General features: G+C 70.1%; 19 protein-coding genes. 7 read left to right on the top strand and 12 right to left on the bottom strand.

Annotated elements, in window-relative coordinates:
- The first annotated feature begins 49 nt into the window (after nucleotides 1-49).
- A complete protein-coding gene (locus tag U3653_RS14745) occupies nucleotides 50-337 on the top strand; it encodes a DUF427 domain-containing protein (RefSeq protein WP_195080040.1) in 288 nt (95 codons plus the stop codon).
- 94 nt (nucleotides 338-431) lie between these two features.
- Entirely contained in the window at nucleotides 432-1,214 is a 783-nt protein-coding gene (locus U3653_RS14740; RefSeq protein ID WP_324722381.1) for an AraC family transcriptional regulator, read from the top strand.
- A 74-nt stretch (nucleotides 1,215-1,288) separates the two neighbouring features.
- On the opposite strand, the gene U3653_RS14735 is transcribed toward U3653_RS14740, so the two are convergent.
- A complete protein-coding gene (locus U3653_RS14735; RefSeq protein ID WP_195080042.1) occupies nucleotides 1,289-1,669 on the bottom strand; it encodes a nitroreductase family deazaflavin-dependent oxidoreductase in 381 nt (126 codons plus the stop codon).
- A gap of 53 nt (nucleotides 1,670-1,722) precedes the next feature.
- Between U3653_RS14735 and U3653_RS14730 the strand changes: the two genes are divergently transcribed.
- Entirely contained in the window at nucleotides 1,723-2,325 is a 603-nt protein-coding gene (locus U3653_RS14730; RefSeq protein WP_195080043.1) for an NUDIX hydrolase, read from the top strand.
- Here the strand turns inward: U3653_RS14730 and U3653_RS14725 are convergent, their stop codons facing one another.
- A complete protein-coding gene (locus tag U3653_RS14725) occupies nucleotides 2,326-3,006 on the bottom strand; it encodes a TIGR00266 family protein (RefSeq protein WP_195080044.1) in 681 nt (226 codons plus the stop codon). It abuts the gene before it with no gap.
- Nucleotides 3,007-3,050: 44 nt separating this feature from the next.
- The gene (locus U3653_RS14720; protein WP_195080045.1) at nucleotides 3,051-3,419 is read right to left on the bottom strand and encodes an arsenate reductase family protein; all 369 of its coding nucleotides are present in this window, start codon (nucleotides 3,417-3,419) and stop codon (nucleotides 3,051-3,053) included.
- A gap of 104 nt (nucleotides 3,420-3,523) precedes the next feature.
- On the opposite strand from U3653_RS14720, the gene U3653_RS14715 reads away from it, so the two are divergent.
- Entirely contained in the window at nucleotides 3,524-4,048 is a 525-nt protein-coding gene (locus U3653_RS14715) for a nitroreductase/quinone reductase family protein (RefSeq protein WP_195080046.1), read from the top strand.
- On the opposite strand, the gene U3653_RS14710 is transcribed toward U3653_RS14715, so the two are convergent.
- From U3653_RS14710 to U3653_RS14695, 4 genes are read right to left on the bottom strand one after another with little or no spacing between them, the layout of a single operon-like run.
- Nucleotides 4,033-5,343 carry an aspartate aminotransferase family protein gene (locus U3653_RS14710; protein WP_195080047.1) on the bottom strand — a complete coding sequence of 437 codons (1,311 nt, stop codon included), beginning with the start codon at nucleotides 5,341-5,343 and terminating at the stop codon, nucleotides 4,033-4,035. The genes U3653_RS14715 and U3653_RS14710 overlap by 16 nt on opposite strands.
- Before the next feature lies 1 nt (nucleotide 5,344).
- Nucleotides 5,345-6,391 (bottom strand): TIGR03842 family LLM class F420-dependent oxidoreductase, encoded by a 1,047-nt coding sequence (locus tag U3653_RS14705; protein WP_195080048.1) that lies wholly within the window; start codon nucleotides 6,389-6,391, stop codon nucleotides 5,345-5,347.
- 31 nt (nucleotides 6,392-6,422) lie between these two features.
- Complete coding sequence (hydA, locus tag U3653_RS14700; RefSeq protein WP_195080049.1) at nucleotides 6,423-7,844, bottom strand: dihydropyrimidinase; 1,422 nt, start codon at nucleotides 7,842-7,844, stop codon at nucleotides 6,423-6,425.
- Between the two features lie 16 nt (nucleotides 7,845-7,860).
- Complete coding sequence (locus tag U3653_RS14695; RefSeq protein ID WP_195080050.1) at nucleotides 7,861-8,697, bottom strand: nitrilase-related carbon-nitrogen hydrolase; 837 nt, start codon at nucleotides 8,695-8,697, stop codon at nucleotides 7,861-7,863.
- Between the two features lie 211 nt (nucleotides 8,698-8,908).
- On the opposite strand from U3653_RS14695, the gene U3653_RS14690 reads away from it, so the two are divergent.
- On the top strand, nucleotides 8,909-9,637 hold the full coding sequence (locus U3653_RS14690; RefSeq protein ID WP_323124001.1) for a peptidylprolyl isomerase: 729 nt from the start codon (nucleotides 8,909-8,911) through the stop codon (nucleotides 9,635-9,637).
- Between the two features lie 52 nt (nucleotides 9,638-9,689).
- Here U3653_RS14690 and U3653_RS14685 read toward each other — a convergent pair whose 3' ends face one another.
- Nucleotides 9,690-10,871 carry a cation:proton antiporter gene (locus U3653_RS14685; RefSeq protein WP_195080051.1) on the bottom strand — a complete coding sequence of 394 codons (1,182 nt, stop codon included), beginning with the start codon at nucleotides 10,869-10,871 and terminating at the stop codon, nucleotides 9,690-9,692.
- A 4-nt stretch (nucleotides 10,872-10,875) separates the two neighbouring features.
- On the bottom strand, nucleotides 10,876-11,358 hold the full coding sequence (locus U3653_RS14680; RefSeq protein ID WP_195080052.1) for a cation:proton antiporter regulatory subunit: 483 nt from the start codon (nucleotides 11,356-11,358) through the stop codon (nucleotides 10,876-10,878).
- A 206-nt stretch (nucleotides 11,359-11,564) separates the two neighbouring features.
- Between U3653_RS14680 and U3653_RS14675 the strand changes: the two genes are divergently transcribed.
- Entirely contained in the window at nucleotides 11,565-13,670 is a 2,106-nt protein-coding gene (locus U3653_RS14675; protein ID WP_323124000.1) for an acyltransferase family protein, read from the top strand.
- Nucleotides 13,671-13,683: 13 nt separating this feature from the next.
- Here U3653_RS14675 and U3653_RS14670 read toward each other — a convergent pair whose 3' ends face one another.
- Genes U3653_RS14670 through U3653_RS14660 form a run of 3 tightly spaced genes read right to left on the bottom strand, consistent with a single transcriptional unit; the run spans nucleotide 13,684 to nucleotide 16,235 of the window.
- On the bottom strand, nucleotides 13,684-15,207 hold the full coding sequence (locus tag U3653_RS14670; protein WP_195080053.1) for a glycosyltransferase family 39 protein: 1,524 nt from the start codon (nucleotides 15,205-15,207) through the stop codon (nucleotides 13,684-13,686).
- Between the two features lie 2 nt (nucleotides 15,208-15,209).
- Nucleotides 15,210-15,833, bottom strand: a complete 624-nt coding sequence (locus U3653_RS14665; RefSeq protein WP_195080054.1) for a TetR/AcrR family transcriptional regulator — start codon at nucleotides 15,831-15,833, stop codon at nucleotides 15,210-15,212.
- A gap of 36 nt (nucleotides 15,834-15,869) precedes the next feature.
- Nucleotides 15,870-16,235: a nuclear transport factor 2 family protein gene (locus U3653_RS14660; protein ID WP_195080055.1), complete on the bottom strand. Its 366-nt coding sequence runs from the start codon at nucleotides 16,233-16,235 to the stop codon at nucleotides 15,870-15,872.
- Nucleotides 16,236-16,350: 115 nt separating this feature from the next.
- On the opposite strand from U3653_RS14660, the gene U3653_RS14655 reads away from it, so the two are divergent.
- Complete coding sequence (locus U3653_RS14655; RefSeq protein ID WP_195080056.1) at nucleotides 16,351-17,361, top strand: RNA polymerase subunit sigma-70; 1,011 nt, start codon at nucleotides 16,351-16,353, stop codon at nucleotides 17,359-17,361.
- Nucleotides 17,362-17,363: the final 2 nt, after the last annotated feature.

Below are 17,363 nucleotides of genomic sequence, written 5' to 3'. Positions count from 1 at the left end.
GCACCTGCTCGGCCACCGCCCACCGGTAGGACCGGGGCAGAATCGAAGTATGGCAACGGCAACTTGGCACGGCCGCGTCCTCGCGACCAGCAATGACACCATCATCGTCGAGGGCAATCACTACTTCCCGCCGGACTCGATCCGGCCCGAGTTCTTCCAGCCCTCCGACACGCACAGCTACTGCCCGTGGAAGGGCACCGCCAGCTACTACACCGTGGTGGTCGACGGAGACAGCAACCCCGACGCCGCCTGGTACTACCCGGAGCCGAAGACCAAGGCGGCACAGATCAAGGATTACGTCGCGTTCTGGCGCGGCGTCGAGGTCACCGAGAGCTGACCGGCGGTAATCGGAGGAATCGGGAATACCACCCGGCTGAAACCGATACGCTCATCCCAGGATTCAGCGCGAGTGTCTCAGCCGGGAGCATCCCATGATGAAGGCTCTGGTCACCAACGGCTTCTCGACGGCGCCGGGGAGCGCGGCGGACGAACCGGCGCGGGCGGGTCTCGCGCTGCTGCGGCCGGGGGTGCTGGCCTTCGCCGGATCGATCGGTCCCACGGAGTTGCACGCGCATCACGCGGTGCAGATCGTCGCCGCGAGCACGCCGATCGTGGTGGTGGACGGTAGCGGTGTCCGCAGGCAGGGCACCCACGTCATCGTGCCGACCGACGCGCCGCACCGGATCGACGTGGGCGCCGCGCACGGCACGGCCGTCTACCTCGACCCCGAGACGGCCGCGGGCGCGGCGGCCGATCGCAGGGCCCACCTCAACGGCTGGGTCGACGACGCCGACAACCTGGGCATCACCGCCGGTGGCGGGGATCTGACCGCGCAGGTCACCGCGGTCGTCGACGATCTGCTGCCCCAGGACGGCGCCGCGGGCCCGGGCGAGCGGCACGCGGTGATCACGGCGGCCCTGCAACTGCTGCCCGCTCTGGTGCGCACGGGGTCGGTGCGCGGCGCGGATGTCGCACGGCAGTTGGGCATTCCCGCGCCCCGGCTGTCCCACCTGTTCACCGAGCAGATGGGAATTCCGTTGCGTCGCTACATCCTGTGGCTGCGGCTGCACATCGCGCGCACCCGCGCGCTGGCCGGAGACGATCTCACGACGGCCGCGCACGCGGCGGGCTTCTCCGACGGCGCTGACCTCACCCGCACCTGCCGCCGGACGTTCGGGTTGTCTCCCGCGGTGCTGAGCCACACCGGCGAATAGACGCACCCGCGCGATGGGAGCGCGGTGCGGCGATGACGCTGTTGCCGGTGCACGGCGGACAAGCGGGGACGGGATCAGTCCGCCGGACGGGCCTCGACGTAGTAGTCCGCCGAGATCGTCTTCAGCACCTGGCGCACACCGAGCGGCGCCCACGCGGCGGACGGGTCATGCCGCACGACCGGGTCGGTCAGCTCGACGACATGGCCGCGGGTTTCCAGGGCGAAACCGCCCGCGGCGCGGATGTTCTTGACCCAGTCGACATCCCGGCCGTAGGTCAGCGCGATCCGGTAGGCGCCGTCCTGCTCGAAGACCATGACCGGGGTGCGGTAGGCCCGTCCCGACTTCCTGCCCTTGTGCAGCACGATGCCGAAGCCGGGCGCGCGTCCCGCGACCAGGCCCGCGGTGGGGTTGGTGACATGCCGGTTGAAATTCGCCAGTGCGTGCGGAAGCACCATGGGCGGCGATCCTCTCTCCCTGTGGCGTGCGGTGTTCACGTTACTCTCGACCCATGTCCGCTCCGCCGTGTCATCGCGAGCCGCCCCACGCCGGAGATCCGGGCGGCGAAACGATCGCGGTCTACGATGCGGCGGGCAACCCGGTGGGCGCCGCCGAGCGGTCAACGGTCTACCGCGACGGATTGTGGCACGCCAGCGCGGGCGTGCTCCTGCGGTCCGGTGACGGCGAGCGCGTCTACGTGCACCGCCGCACCGAGTCCAAGCTCGTTTTCGCGGGCATGCACGACTGCCTCGCCGGTGGTGTGGTCGCGCCGGGCGAAGCGCCACGCGGGACGGCCGTGCGCGAACTGGCCGAGGAACTGGGCGTCACGCCCGACCTCGCCGCCGTCTCCCCACAACCGCTGGCGACGGTCTCCTGGGACGGTGAGTGGGCCGGGCGGCCGATGCGCTGTCACCTGTTCGCGTACGAGGCGCGCTACGACGGGCCGATCCGCCACCAACCCGACGAAATCGCCGCGGGATGGTGGTGGACCGACGCCGAGCTGCTGGCGCGTCTGGCCGATCCGGACTGGCCGTTCGTCCCGGACACCCGCCTGCTCATCACCGATCTGCTGAGCTGCGCACGGCCACCGGAGGACGCCGGGACGCGACCCTGATCAGCTGGACGACGCGACGGACGCCGCCCAGGCGGCGAACGCACCGGGGTTGCGCGTCTGCAACAGCACCCGGCCGGGACCGGTGAAATCGAAGACGAAGCCCTCGCCGGATTTCAACGATTGGATCGATCGACCCGACACCGCTCGCCGGATGCTGAAATTCATCGCCAGGTCGTAGGCGACCACGTGCCCGGTGTCGATCGTGATCGGCTCGCCCGGTTGCAGATCGATCACGTCGATCGCGCCGAACACGCCGACCACGATCTCGCCCTCGCCGTGCGCGCGCAGACCGAACCCGCCCTCGCCGCCGAACAGATTGGCGAAACCGCCCCACTTGCTCTCCACCTGCACGCCGTGCGAGTTGGCGATCCAACCCCCTCGGCTGATGAAGAACGGCCGGTCCGGCGTGATCTGCAAATTGAGCATGTCGCCGGGAAGCGCGGGCGCCACGTCGACCCATCCGCCCTGCGGCGGCGCGGTGAACGTCGAGACGAAGAACGATTCCCCCGCCAGCACCGACCGCTTGAGTCCGGCCAGGATGCCGCCCTCGGCCTTGGCCTGCAACGTGACTCCCGCCGAGTGCGCCACCATGGCGCCGCTCTCGACCCGCATCGGCTCGCCCCCGGCGAGGAAGCACCGCGCGACGGCGGCGGCGGGACTGTGGCGCAGTTGTACCTTCATGTCCGCCGACCCTACCGCCGGGTTCCATACGGCGGGAACGCGACTCAGAGCAGATCGCGCAGTGCGGCGTCGTCGCGGGCCAGCACCGCGCCGCCGTCGGCGGTGAGCACGATCGGCCGTTGGATCAGCGCTGGATGTTCGACCAGCGCGTCGATCCAGCGGTCCCGGTCCGCGGCGGTCCGCGGCCAGCTCGCCATGCCGAGATCCTTGGCGACCTGCTCGCCGGTGCGGGTGATCTCCCACGGTTCGGCGTCCAGCCGGCGCAACACCTCACGCAGTTCGGCGGCCGTCGGCGGCTGGTCCAGATACTTGCGCACGGTGTAGTCGACACCGGCCTCGTTCAGGAACGCGGTGGCGTTGCGGCTCTTGCTGCACCGCGGGTTGTGCCAGATTTCGGTCTGCCCGGAAGTCATGCACGCAGGGTACCGAGGGCGCGCGTCCTCGTCCGCCGCGCGTCCACTGGCGGATCTCGGACTTCGTAGCGCCGAGCGCGGCGCGTGCTCCGATACTGGAAGCCATGACTGAGCACGCGTCGCCCGAAAACCCTTACGGCACACCGACCACCTACGGTCCCGAACGCATTCCCGCCTATCAGGGCGTGATGAATCGGGTCGTGCGCACGCTGCTGCACGTGCCCGGCCTGTCGGGCATCGTCGGCAAGCGGCTGATGATCCTGCACGTCGTCGGGCGCAAGTCGGGGAAGGTCTACGACGTGCCGGTGGCCTACACCCGGCACGGTGACAGTCTGCTGATCGGCACCGCCCTGCGTCCGTGGGTCAAGAACCTGAAGGCGGGCGATCCGGTGCGGGCCTCCTTCGGCGGCGAGCCGCGCACCTTCGACCCGGTGGTGCACACAGGCGAGGCAGAGGTGCTGCGGCTCTACGAGATCGTCGCGCGGGACAACAAGCAGAACGCCAAGTACAACGGCATCGGCTTCACCGCCGACGGTTCGCCCTCCAAGGCCGATATCTACCAGACCTGGCAGCAGGGCGGCGTGGTGGTGGAACTGACGCCGCACCGAGCGGCTCAGCTGCCGAGGTAGCCGTCGGCGACGTCGAGCACTTCGTCGACGATCTCCAGGCCGGTGCGCAGTTCGTCGGCCGTCGTGGTCAGCGGCGGCGCGATCTGGAAGCGGTTGCCCGCGTTGAACGGCCACAGCCCGCGCGCCTTCGCCGCCGCGGTGACCGCGGTCATCGGTTCGGCGTCCGCGCCCGTCGCCGCGTATGGGATCAGCGGCTGCCTGTCGCGCTGGTCCCGGACCAGTTCCAGCGCCCAGAAGAAGCCCAGCCCGCGCACCTCGCCGACGCTCGGATGACGACCGGCCAGTTCGCGCAGACCTTTGCCGAGCACATCGGCGCCCACCGCCCGCACGTGATCGAGGATGCCCTCCCGCTCGAACACCGCGATCGAGGCGACGCCCGCCGCGCAGGCCAGCGGGTGACCCGCGTAGGTGAGTCCGCCCGGATACGCCACATGGTCGTAGCGCTGCGCGATCCGCTCGGCCATGAGCACGCCGCCGAGCGGGACGTAGCCGGAGTTCACCCCCTTGGCGAAGGTGATGATGTCCGGCTCGACGCCGAACGCCTGCACCGCGAACCATTCGCCGACCCGGCCGAACCCGACCATCACCTCGTCGGCGATGTAGACGATGCCGAACTCGTCGCACAGCGCCCGCACGCCGGCGAGGTAACCGGGCGGCGGGACGAGCACACCGTTGGTGCCGACCACCGTCTCCAGGATCAGTCCCGCGATGTGCTGCGGCCCCTCCAGTTCGATGACCTGCCGCAGGTGCCGCAGCGCGGCGGCCGTCTCCTCCTCGGGAGTCGCCGTGCCCCACGGTGACCGGTACGGGTAGGGCCCGAAGAACCGCACCACGTCGACATTGGTCGGTTCCGCGCCCCAGCGGCGCGGTTCCCCGGTCAGGCCGATCGCGACGCCCGTACCGCCGTGGTAGGAGCGGTAGGCGGCGAGCATCTTCGTTCGGCCGGTGTAGCTGCGCGCCAGACGCACCGCGTGCTCGACGGCCTCGGCGCCGCCGGTGGTGAACAAGATCCGGTTCAGGTCGCCGGGAGCCCGCTCGACGATCAGCCGGGCCAGTTCGCTGCGCACGTCGTTGCCGACCGTCGGCGAGATCGTCGCCAACCGCTGCGCCTGCGCGACGATCGCCGCGACGATGTCCGGATGCTGGTGGCCGATGTTCACATTGACCAGCTGGGAGGAGAAATCCAGGTAGCGCTTGCCGGTGTCGTCCCAGAAGTAGGAACCGAACGCCCCGGTGATCGGAGCCGGGTCCAACTCGGCCTGCGCGCTCCAGGGATAGAAGACGTGATCGGCCACGCTAGTCGCTCCCTTCGTTCGATCGGGTCGCGGTGACGAGGGAGGCGAGACTTGGCAGCACCGATTCACCGTACGCCGCCAACGTCGCGTTCTTCGCGTCGTGCTGGAGATACACGGCGAATTGGTGCACGCCGAGCCCCTCCAGCTCGCGCAGCCGGGACAGGTGCTCGTCGGGTGTGCCCAGCAGGCAGAAGCGGTCCACGATGGCGTCGGGCACGAATTCGGCGTGCACATTGTCCGCGCGTCCGTGCAGGTTGTAGTCGTAGCCGCGCCTGCCTTCGACGTAGTCGGTGAGGGCGGCCGGGATTTCGCCAGCGGTACCGTATCTCGCCACCATCTCCGCCACGTGGTTGCCGACCATCCCGCCGAACCACCGGCATTGTTGCCGCGCGTGCGCCAGCGCCGCGTCCGTGCCGTCGGTGACGTACGCGGGTGCGGCGACGCAGATCCGGACCGTCGCCGGGTCCCGGCCCGCGCGCTCGGCCGCGGCGCGCACCCTGGCGATGGTCCATGCCGCGATGTCCGGGTCGGCCAGTTGCAGGATGAATCCGTCGGCGACGGCGCCGGTCAGCTCGAGCGCGCGCGGCCCGTAGCCCGCCGCCCACACCTCCAGCCGGGAGCCGGACGCCCACGGCAACCGCACGACGGTGTCGTCCACCCGCGCGCTGCGACCGTTGCCCAGCTCGCGGATCACCTCGATCGCTTGCCGCAGCGTCGCCAGCGTGGCGGGCTTGCCGCCCAGCGTGCGCACGGCCGAGTCGCCGCGGCCGATCCCGCAGACGGTGCGGTTGCCGAACATCTCGTTGAGCGTGGCGAAGGTCGACGCGGTCACCGTCCAATCCCTGGTGGCCGGGTTGGTCACCATCGGACCGACCACGACCTTGCGGGTGGCGGCCAAAATCTGGCTGTAGATGACGTAGGGCTCCTGCCAGAGCAGATGCGAGTCGAAGGTCCAGACGTGGGAGAACCCGTAGGTCTCCGCGAGCCTGGCCAGTTCGATCACGCGCGAGGCGGGGGGCGTGCATTGCAGCACCACACCGATGTCCATGCGGGCACTTCTCCGTTTCGAGGATCGAAGGTCAGATCAGGTTCTGCGCGAGTCCACGCGTGACGAAACGACCGTGCCCGGCGCGTCCGAGGTAGACGCCGTCGTCCACGATCACCCGGCCCCGCGACAGCACCGTGTCGACATGACCCTCGATCTCGAATCCCTCATAGGCCGAGTAGTCCATGTTCATGTGATGGGTCTTGCCGAGACCGATGCTGGTGTGGCCGTCCGGGTCGTAGATGACGATGTCGGCGTCCGCACCCGGGCTGATCACCCCTTTGCGCGGGTACATGCCGAACATCCGGGCCGGTGTGGTGCAGCAGACGTCGATCCAGCGTTCCAGCGGGATCCGGCCGGACCGGACGCCCTGGAACATCAGGTCCATCCGATGTTCGACGCCCCCGATGCCGTTGGGGATCTTGCTGAAGTCGCCGAGCCCCATCTCCTTCTGGTCCTTCAGGCAGAACGGGCAGTGATCGGTGCCCACCGCCGTGACGTCGCCGGTGCGCAGGTAGCGCCACAACTCGTCCTGATGCCCTTCGGCCTTCGACCGCAGCGGCGTGGAGCACACCCATTTGGCGCCTTCGAATCCCGGTGCGCCGAGTTGGTCTTCGAGCGACAGATACAAGTACTGGGGGCAGGTCTCGCCGAAGACGTTGCGCCCGGCGTCGCGGGCGGCGGCGATCCGGGCCAGCGCCTGCTTGGCCGACACGTGCACGACGTAGAGCGGCACACCGGTCAGCTCCGCCAGCATGATCGCGCGGTGGGTGGCTTCCTCCTCGAGCTGCCACGGTCTGGTCGTGCCGTGGAAGTACGGCGCGGTGTCGCCTCGCGCGAGCGCCTGCTCGACCAGCACGTCGATGGCGATCCCGTTCTCCGCGTGCATCATCACCAGCGCGCCCAGCTCCGCCGCGGTCTGCATGGCGCGCAGTATCTGGCCGTCGGTGGAGTAGAAGACACCCGGGTAGGCCATGAAGAGTTTGAAGCTGGTGACGCCTTCGGCCATCAGTTCGCTCATGGCCTTCAGGGACTCGTCGTCGACGTCGCCGATGATCTGATGGAAGCCGTAGTCGATGGCGCACTGCCCGGCCGCCTTCTCGTGCCAGGCGGCCAGGGTGTCCTGGACCCGTTCGCCGTGCCGCTGGACGACGAAGTCGATGATGGTGGTGGTGCCGCCCCAGGCGGCCGCGCGGGTGCCGGTCTCGAAGGTGTCGGAGGCTTCCGTCCCGCCGAAGGGCATCTGCATGTGAGTGTGGCCGTCCACGCCGCCCGGCAGGACGTATCTGCCGGTCGCGTCGAGCACGTGATCGGCGGACGCGGCGAGGTCCGCGCCCAGCCCGACGGATCCCGGCCGCAGGACGGCGGCGATGGTCTCGCCGTCGACGAGCACGTCGAGCGGCTGCGCTCCGGTGGCGGAGACCACCGTGCCGCCGTGGATGAAAGTGCGCGCCATGTCGATCTTCCCGGTCTCAGGGGGCCACCAGCGGCCCGTAGGCGTCGGGGCGGCGGTCGCGGTAGAAGGCCCAGCGGTCGCGCACCACCTTGATCAGATCCATGTCCAGATCGCGGACGACCAGCTCCGGGTCGCTGTCGGAGGCGACATCGCCGACGAACTTGCCCTCTGGATCGACGAAATAGCTGGTGCCGTAGAAATCGTCGTCGCCGTACTCCTCGGCGCCCACCCGGTTGATGGCGCCGATGTAGTACTCGTTGGCCACCGCGGCCGCCGGTTGTTCCAGTCGCCAGAGGTAGCCGGACAGGCCCCGCGACGTGGCCGACGGATTGAACACGAGTTCCGCGCCGGCGAGGGCCAGCGCGCGCCACCCCTCCGGGAAGTGCCGGTCGTAGCAGATGTACACGCCGAGCTTGCCCACCGCGGTGTCGAACACCGGCCAGCCGAGATTGCCCGGCCGGAAATAGAACTTCTCCCAGAATCCGCGCACGTGCGGCAGGTGGTGTTTGCGGTACTTGCCGAGATAGCTGCCGTCGGCGTCGATCACCGCCGCGGTGTTGTACAGCAGACCCGGCTGTTCCTGCTCGTACACCGGCAGGATCATGACCAGGCCCAGTTCCCTCGCGAGTACGGCGAACCGCTCGGTCGTGGGCCCCGGGACGGATTCGGCGTAGTCGTAGAACCGCGCGTCCTGGCGCTGGCAGAAATACGGCGCGTAGAACAGCTCTTGGAAGCAGATCACCGCGGCCCCGTGCGCGGCGGCGCGGCGCGCGTAGTCCTCGTGCGCCGCGAGCATCGACTCCTTGTCGCCGGTCCAGTTCGTCTGGACCAGCGCTGCTCGAACGATTCCCATGCCCCGTTATACGTCAACGGCAACCGGCTACGTGGCTCGAAAAGTGCCGATAAGTGTTTTGTAGCCAATCCGTGGCAACCGATACACCGACGTCCCAGGGGCCGTGCGCGCCCTGCCAATCGAGCGGTACTCCCCTGCGGAGCCGGGCGAGGTGGAATGATTCGCGCTGCATCGTCCGGTGCGCAACCCCGAGTGAAGGAGATTTCCAGCGGTGAGCAGCGAAGTGCAAGCGCGAGAACTCGTCGACGGCCGGCGGGCGGGGCGCCGGAGCCTACCGTGGCGATCGCTGCGGCTGCTCGGGGTCCTCGCCGTCGGCGTGGCGCTGGTGGCGTCCGCGACGGGCGTCGTCTCGGCGACTCCGTCACCGGCTCGGGAGCAGGGCCCGGCGGGCTGTGGCGTGCCTGCGGCGGGGCAGCCGAACGGCAAGCAGTGGCCCGCCGAACCGGGCATGACCATCGATCCCACCGCGCACTACACCGCGACGCTGATCACCACTTGCGGCACCGTGACCGTCGCCCTGGACGCCGCCCGCGCGCCGCGCACGGTCAACTCCTTCGCTTTCCTGGCCGGGGAACGGTATTTCGACCACACGAGGTGCCATCGGATCACCACCGACGGCATCTACGTCCTGCAATGCGGCGACCCCACCGCGACCGGCATGGGCGGGCCCGGCTACCAATTCCCGGACGAGAACCTGGCGGGCGCGACCTACCCGGCGGGCACGATCGCGATGGCCAACGCGGGCCCCGGCACCAACGGCAGCCAGTTCTTCCTCGTCTACCGGGACGCGCCGCTGCCGCCGAGCTACACCCCGTTCGGCCGGGTCACCGCGGGCATGGACGTGCTCGACGCCATCGCCGCCGCCGGGGTGAAGGACGGCTCGTCCGACGGCGAGCCGGCCGTCGACGTGGTGCTCGATTCCGTCGCCGTGCGCAACTGAATTCCGGGCGGCCCACGGTGGCGGCGACGATCGCGTGCCGCCACCGTGAGCGTCAGGACACCGCGGCGCGCCGCCGCAGCAGCAGCGCCATCGCCGGTTCGACGAACCGGCTCACGACCGGTCCGAGAACCGCCATCAGCAGCACGTACGTGGTCGCCAGCGCGGCGAATTCGGCGGGGACCGCGCCCGCGGCCACCGCGAGCCCCGCGATGACGATCGAGAACTCGCCGTGGGCGACCAAGGCGGTGCCCGCGCGCGCCCGGCCCAAGCGGCCGGCACCGGCCCGCTTGGCCGCCCACCATCCGGTGGCGATCTTGCTGGCCGTGGTGACCAGCGCCAGCAGGCACGCCCAGCCCAGCACCGGTGGGATGCTCGCCGGGTCGGTGCTCAGGCCGAACAGGACGAAGAACAGCGCGGCGAACAGATCGCGCAGCGGTTCCAGCAGCTTGGTCGCGTTGTGCGCGGTCGAGTCCGAGATCGCGATGCCGAGCAGGAACGCGCCGACCGCAGCGGACACCTGCACCGCCGAGGCCGCGCCCGCAACCAGCAACGCGGAGCCGAGCAGCTTCAACAGGAAGATCTCGCGGTCGGCGCTGTCGACGATCGCGGAGACGTAGCGGCCGTACCGCAGCGCGACGATCAGCACCACGGTGACCGCCGCCAAGGCGATGCCGAGCGTCTTCAGTCCGGCCAGGAAGCCCACGCCGGCCAGCACCGCGGTCAGCACCGGCAGGTATCCGGCCATCACCAGGTCTTCGAACACCAGGATGGACAGGATCACCGGCGTCTCCCGGTTACCCAGCCTGCCCAGATCGTTGAGCACCTTCGCGACGATGCCCGAGGACGAGATGTAGGTGACCCCGGCCATCGCGATGGCGCCGGTGAACCCCCAGCCGAGGACGAGCGCAACGAGGACACCCGGCGTCGCGTTGAGCACGATGTCCACCACGCCGGCGGCCCATGATCGGCGCATGCCGGTGACCAGCTCCGGCGCGCTGTATTCCAGGCCGAGCAGCAGCAACAGCAGGACGACGCCGATTTCGCTGGCGAGATGGATGAAATCGTCGACCTGCCGCAGCTCGACCAAGCCGCCGGTGCCGAACACCAGCCCGCCGATCAGATACAGCGGAATGGGCGACATGCCGATGCGCGCGGCGATCCGGCCGAGCAGGCCCAGGCCGAAGAACACCGCGCCCAGCTGGATCAGCGCGAGCGCGGTCTCGTGTGCCACCATGCGCTCAGCCGTCTAACAGGATCTTGGCGGCGGCCTCGAGGCCATCGACCGTGCCGACGACGACGAGCACGTCCCCGGCGGTGAAGGTGAAGTCCGGCCCCGGCGACGGGATCGGCTGCCCGCTGCGGACCACAGCGACGATGGACGCTTTCGTCCTGGTGCGCATCTGGGTCTCCCCCAGCCTGCGGCCGTCGAAACGGGAGCGGTCCGGGATGGACAGCTGCCGGGTGGTCAATCCGGTGAACGCGCGGTGCTCTTCGCGCAGTTGCTCGACCAGTTGCGGCGCGCCGAGCAGGCTGGCCAGCACGGCCGCCTCCTTGCCCGACAGCGGTACCTGTTCGGTCTCGTCGGGGTTGTCCGGCTTGCTCACGATGAGATCCATCGTGCCGTCGCGATGGTCGATCACCCCTATCCGGCGTCGTGTATTGGTCAGCGGGAAATCCTTGCGTACACCGATACCCGGCAGGGGTGTCACCTCGACATTCACGATCCCACCCTATCGACCGGCCCGCCGCGCATGACGGACAGGTGCCCGAATTGTCCGTATTATCCGCCGTTTCCGCACGCCACTCCGGCCCGGCGAGTTGGACCGCGGTTCACCGCCCATGGTAAGAGAAATGACGTGTCCCGTACCCGCCTCCGTCGCCGAGCCGTCGCGTTCCGTCGCCGCGACGAACGCGCCGTGCGAGTCCGGTGACCGTCTCGCGAGCGGTGAACCGGTTGCTCCGGCCGGGCGCGGTCGCCACCGCGGCGGCGCCGCGGGCGGGGGCCGCCGAGTACCGGCACGATCTGGACGGGCTGCGCGGCGTGGCGATAGCGCTGGTCGTCGCGTTCCACATCTGGTTCGGCCGGGTGTCGGGCGGGGTGGACGTGTTCCTGGTGCTGTCGGGGTACTTCTTCACGGGCTCGCTGCTGCGCGGCGTGGCGGCCACCGGCACGGTCCGCGTCGTGCGCACGGCGCGCAGGCTGGCACGAAGGTTGCTGCCCGCCCTGGTGACGCTGTTGGCGGCCGTGATCGTGGCGACCGTGCTGCTGCGCCCGTTCACCCAGTGGGGCGAGATGGCGGCGCAGACGCTGGCGTCGCTGCTGTACTACCAGAACTGGTATCTGGCGTTGTCCTGGTCGGACTACCTCGCCGCCGATCCGTCGGTGAGCCCGTTGCAGCACTTGTGGTCGATGGCGGTGCAGACGCAGTTCTACCTGCTCGCGCTCGTCGCCGTGGCGGCGGTCGCACGCCTGTGCCTGCGTTTCGCCCGTCCCGGCGCGGTGCGCCCGGTCCTGGCGATCCTGCTCGGCATCGGCGCGGTGGCCTCGTTCCTCTACGCCGCGCACGGCGCCGCGGCCCATCAGGGCTGGAACTACTACGACAGCTTCGCCCGCGCCTGGGAACTCTTCGCCGGGGCACTGCTGGCCATCGTCGCCCCCTTGCTGTCGCCGCCACGCTCGGCGCGGGTCGCGGCGGCGGTCCTCGGCGCGGTCGCGGTGCTCACCTGCGGTTGGCTGATCGACGGCGCCGATCGGTTCCCCGGTCCGGCCGCGCTGGTACCCGTCGGCGCCACGGTGGCGCTCATCGTCGCGGGCGGCGATCTCGCCGCCGCCCAGCAGCCGCTGCCCAACCGGCTGCTCGGCGCGCCCGCCATGGTGCGTCTCGGCGAGCTGTCCTACGCGCTGTATCTGTGGCATTGGCCGATCCTGATCTTCGTGCTGGCGCGCACCGGAGCCGCGACCGCGGGGCTGGGCGTCGGCCTGGGTGTCATCGGGGCGTCGCTGGTGCTCGCCTATCTGACGAACCGGTTCGTCGAGGAGCCGCTGCGGATGCGGTCGGGCCGTCCGGTCGCGCAGCCGCCCGCCCGCGCCGTCCGCACCGGCCGGTTGGTCGCGGCGCTCGGTGTCGCGGTGCTGGCGGTGGCGGTCGGCGAGCAGGTCGCGACAAGGGCGAATCCGCCGCGGGCGGTGGCCGTGCTCGATCCAGGGCACTATCCCGGCGCGGAAGCGCTGGTCAACGGCGCGAGTACGCCCGAGGCACCGATGCGGCCGAGCGTGTACGAAGCGCCCGCCGACGCCGCCTACCCCTCGCGCGACGGCTGCATCGCGGACTGGGACACCCGCGACGTCGTCACCTGCACCTATGGTGACGCGGACGCGCAGCGCACCATCGCGGTGGTGGGCAGCTCGCACGCCGAGCACTGGGTGCCCGCGCTCGATCTGCTCGCCCGTGAGCACGCCTTCCGGGTCGAGGTGTACCTGAAGATGGGCTGCCCGCTGACGGTGGCGGCGGAACCGATGTACAAGGGTGAGGCGAATCCGGACTGCCGCGACTGGTCCGTGGAGGTGATCGACCGCCTCGGCCTCGAACGCCCGGAGTGGGTCTTCACGACGGCGACCCGGCCTCGCGACGGCGCGGGCGACGAGACCCCGCCCGACTATCCAGAAGTCTGGACGCGGCTGGCCGATCGTGGACTCAATGTGCTCGCCATCCGCGATACGCCGTGGCTGCGCCGCGACGGCGTGCGGTACCGGGCCATCGATTGCCTGGCCCAGCACGGCGACCGGATCAGTTGCGGGATGCCACGCGCGGCCGCGCTGGACGAGGTGAACCCGGCGCTGGAGTTCGCCGCCTCGTTCCCCAACGTTTTTCCGCTGGATCTGTCCGACGCGCTGTGTGAACGCGACGTCTGCGCGGTCAGCGAGGGCAACGTCCTCATCTATCACGACGAGCACCACCTCACGGCCAGCTATTCGCGGTCGCTGGCGCCGGAACTGGGCAGGCACTTGTCGCCGATCCTCGGCTGGTGGTGAGAGCGCGAACGGATCAGTTCAGCCGCAACATGTCCGGCCAGGCGCGCGACCACGGCACGAGCGGTTGCGCGCAGCGCCAGACGGTGACGCCCCGGGTGACTCCCGGATATCCGAGCCGGGCGTCGACCTGCCCGGCCGCGCTCACCTGGGCGCAGTGCGCGCGCACGTCGGTCTCGGCGCCGCCTACCCACAGCACCGTCGTCGCCGTGTCCGGCGGGGTGCCGAAGTAGCCGAAACCGCGATTGGGGCTATAGCTGGCGGGCAGACCATAGGACGCGCGGGCGAGGTCCAAAGCGCTTGCCTGCCAATAGGAATCGGCGATCACCACGGCCGAGGCCCGCTCGTGCTCCGGCAGCGCCGCGTAGGCCGCCGCCGTCCCGGCCGCGAGTTCCGACCAGCCGAACCGCCCGTAGATCGCGATCTCGAATCCCGCCTGAGCCTGGGTGTCGACCGGCTCGATGTCGGACTCCGGACGCAAGGGCAGCGAGAAGACAACCGCGGCAACGGACAACGCGGCCACCGCAGCGGTGAGCAGCAGGCGCGAGCGCCGCCGGTTCTCCATCCACCGCACCGCACCGACCGCGATCAGCGCTCCGTAGCAGCCCGCCGCGTAATACGGCCGTCCGCCGGTCACGATGAAGATCACGGCCAGGACCACCGGCATCAGCCCGAGAAACCGGTAGGGCCGCAGACTTTCGGCGCGCAGCAGCGCCCACACTCCATACACCAGCAGCAGTCCGCCGATCACACCGGCGGAGGCGAGGGCCAGCGGCAGCCAGCTGTAGCGCCCGCCGATCGTGGCTTGTTCCGCGGCGACCACCCCACCCAGACGCAGCTGCGGCCAGTCACGTTCCGCCTGCCACACGAGGCTGGGCGCCGACGTGACGACGACGATCGCGCCGCCCCACCACAGGGCGGGGCGGCGCAGCAGCTCGCGGGGTCCGTAGATCGCCACCCCGATCGCGAGCGCGATCCAGAAGAATGGGATCAGCCACTTCACCTGCATGTCCACGGCGGTGACCAGCGCAGCGGCCAGCAGCAAGCCGTCGCGGCGGGTGCGCACCCAGCGAATCACCAGCCAGCTCACCACCACCCACAACGCCGTGTCGATCGTGTTCGTGGCCAGCAAAGTACCCTGCACCAGCAGGAACGGTGAGGTGGCGTAGGCTGCGGCGGCCAGCACCTGCGCCGGCCGGTCGCCCCCGAACTCCCTGGCGATCTGGGCGGTCAGCACCACCGCGGCCACCGTGACGAGCACGGCCGGAAGACGCAGCGCCACCAGCGAATCCGGGGCGAGCAGATCCATCGCCCGCGCGATCGCGGGCAGCAACGGTCCCTGATCGGCGTAACCGACCGTGAGCCTGCGGCCCGCCGCGACGAAATACAGTTCGTCGCCGAAGAATCCGTATCGCCCGATCGAGGCCAGCAGCGCCACGGCGGCCGATGCCGCCACCGCCGCGACCCCGCCGAAGGCGAACGGGGGCAACGGTTCGGCGTGATCATCCGGGCGCCGCCGGCCGCCCAGTACTTCAGTCATCCTTATCCCTTCCGGGTGGCCGCGTCGAACAGCCTGCACAGGTGCGACGCATACGCGTCCATCGCGAAATCCGGTTCCCGTACCGCCCGCCCGGCCGCGCCGTCGATGGCGTCACGAATGGACTTGGCCATCAACAGCGGGTCGAACTCGCCGAACTCGCCGCCGCGCTGCCCTTCGGCGAGGATGTCGGCCAGGGGCGCGATGATGTCGCGCTCGCCGTCGGCGGAGCTGAACTTGGGGTTGCCGTCCGCGTCCCGCAGATTGGTCACCACCTCGACCAGAGCCGCCACGTACGTGGTGTTGGCGTCGATGAAGCCGAGATTCGATTCGAGATAGGCCAGCAGGCCTGCGCGCGGTCCGGCCGCCGCGGCGACCCGCGGCGCGATGTACTCCGCGGCCGAGACGTACAGCTGCACCACCAACTGCGTCATCAGATCGTCTTTGCCCTCGAAGTGGTAGGAGATGACGCCTTTGGAGATGCCCGCGCGCTCGGCGATCCGCGCCAGTGAAGCATTCGCGTACCCGCCCTCGGAGATCACCTCGACGGCGGCGGCGATGATCTGCCGCCGCCGCGCCTCCTCGATGAACGACCTCCGCTGGCCGCCCGTGCTACTTTCTGGCCGCATGGTCAAAATTTAGCACGGACGGCCAGGCGCGGTACGTCAGCTGGCCGCGGCCCTGGCGGCGTCGAACGGCGCGCGGTCGAAGACGATCCGGATATAGGTGATGCGACCGTCGACCACCGTGTGCCACTCCGCACCCGGCGCGTGTGCGACCGGAACCGTCGTGGTGTCGTACATCAGCAGCGCGGTGCGGTCGTCACCGAACGACGCGAGCAACGTCGCGCCGGTCAGGATCCGGCTGAACGGTTCGAGGAATTCGCGGAAGGCCGCGGCTCCGACGATCCGCCCGGCGGGCGCGTCGCAGACGATCTCCTCGGCGACATAGGTCATCGCCGCGGCGAAGTCGTGCCCGGTCCAGGCGTGGTAGAACGCCAGCGAGGTCCCGAGGGCGGTTCGGTCCGACATGATGTCTCCTTCCAGTAGGCATCGGCGCGTCGCCGTGCTGTAGGTAGTGACACCGCGAACGGCCGCGAGGGAACGCGCCGTGTGGAAGAGCCCGCGAACTGGCAACATCGGCGGCGTGCGGCAGAGCATCCTGGAACGGGCGCGGGCGGGCGACGAGACGGCGTTTCGCGCCCTCACCGACCCGTACCGGCGCGAACTGGAGCTGCATTGCTACCGGCTGCTCGGCTCGCTGACCGACGCGGAGGACATGCTCCAGGAGACCTTGCTGGCGGCCTGGCGCGGCTTGCCCGGGTTCCAGCAGCGGTCCTCGCTACGCTCCTGGCTCTACCGCATCGCCACCAATCGCTGCCTCAACGCGTTGCGCGACGCCCGTCGCCGCCTCCCACCGGAGCCGGTGCCGCCGTTCGCGCCGCCCGAACCCACCCGCAGGGACGGAATCCGCTGGTTGCAGCCGTACCCGCTCGGCGAAGCCGAGCTCGCCGATACCGCGCCCGGCCCGGAAGCCCGCTACGCGGCCGCCGAAGCCGTCGAACTCGCCTTCGTCATGGGGTTGCAGCGGCTGCCGCCCCGGCAAGCCGCGTGCCTCGTGCTGCGCGACGTGCTCGGCTTCCCGGTCGCCGAAGTGGCCGAACTGCTCGGCGTCACGCCCGTCGCGGTCAAGGGGAACCTGCAACGCGCACGAGCATCGCTGGACCGCCATCGCGGGCACCGCGTCCCGCGGCAGGCCACACCCGACGAGCACGACCTCGCCCGCCGCTTCGCCGTGGCCTACCTCGCGGGCGACATCGACGGTGTCGTCGCACTGCTCACCGATGACGCCTGGCTGTCGATGCCCCCAGCGCCGCACGAGTACCAGGGCCGCGCCGCGATCGCGGCGTTCCTGTCGGCCTCCTTCGCCTACCGCGGCGCACGCCGCGCCCACCTGCTGCCGACGCACGCCAACGGGCTGCCCGCGTTCGGCACCTATCTCGACGACTCGTTCCGGCCGGTCGCCACCCCGGCCGGCCTGCTCGTGCTCGCCTCCGCCGGCGACCGCATCAGCGCAATCACCCGCTTCCATCTCGACGCCCTCTATCCCCGGTTCGGGCTTCCCCCGCAGCTGGCGACCGGCCCGTCACCGGCATGACC

Source organism: Nocardia implantans, from assembly GCF_035544775.1.
Taxonomy (GTDB): domain Bacteria; phylum Actinomycetota; class Actinomycetes; order Mycobacteriales; family Mycobacteriaceae; genus Nocardia; species Nocardia implantans.
Note: the sequence above shows the minus strand (reverse complement) of the source record. Positions and strands in the feature narration are given on the sequence as shown.

Bases quoted from the DNA above. Each gene is read 5' to 3' on its own strand.
- U3653_RS14745 (WP_195080040.1), top strand. From the start codon at position 50: ATGGCAACGGCAACTTGGCACGGCCGCGTCCTCGCGACCAGCAATGAC.
- U3653_RS14740 (WP_324722381.1), top strand. From the start codon at position 432: ATGATGAAGGCTCTGGTCACCAACGGCTTCTCGACGGCGCCGGGGAGC.
- U3653_RS14735 (WP_195080042.1), bottom strand. From the start codon at position 1,669: ATGGTGCTTCCGCACGCACTGGCGAATTTCAACCGGCATGTCACCAAC.
- U3653_RS14730 (WP_195080043.1), top strand. From the start codon at position 1,723: ATGTCCGCTCCGCCGTGTCATCGCGAGCCGCCCCACGCCGGAGATCCG.
- U3653_RS14725 (WP_195080044.1), bottom strand. From the start codon at position 3,006: ATGAAGGTACAACTGCGCCACAGTCCCGCCGCCGCCGTCGCGCGGTGC.
- U3653_RS14720 (WP_195080045.1), bottom strand. From the start codon at position 3,419: ATGACTTCCGGGCAGACCGAAATCTGGCACAACCCGCGGTGCAGCAAG.
- U3653_RS14715 (WP_195080046.1), top strand. From the start codon at position 3,524: ATGACTGAGCACGCGTCGCCCGAAAACCCTTACGGCACACCGACCACC.
- U3653_RS14705 (WP_195080048.1), bottom strand. From the start codon at position 6,391: ATGGACATCGGTGTGGTGCTGCAATGCACGCCCCCCGCCTCGCGCGTG.
- hydA (WP_195080049.1), bottom strand. From the start codon at position 7,844: ATGGCGCGCACTTTCATCCACGGCGGCACGGTGGTCTCCGCCACCGGA.
- U3653_RS14695 (WP_195080050.1), bottom strand. From the start codon at position 8,697: ATGGGAATCGTTCGAGCAGCGCTGGTCCAGACGAACTGGACCGGCGAC.
- U3653_RS14685 (WP_195080051.1), bottom strand. From the start codon at position 10,871: ATGGTGGCACACGAGACCGCGCTCGCGCTGATCCAGCTGGGCGCGGTG.
- U3653_RS14670 (WP_195080053.1), bottom strand. From the start codon at position 15,207: ATGACTGAAGTACTGGGCGGCCGGCGGCGCCCGGATGATCACGCCGAA.
- U3653_RS14665 (WP_195080054.1), bottom strand. From the start codon at position 15,833: ATGCGGCCAGAAAGTAGCACGGGCGGCCAGCGGAGGTCGTTCATCGAG.
- U3653_RS14660 (WP_195080055.1), bottom strand. From the start codon at position 16,235: ATGTCGGACCGAACCGCCCTCGGGACCTCGCTGGCGTTCTACCACGCC.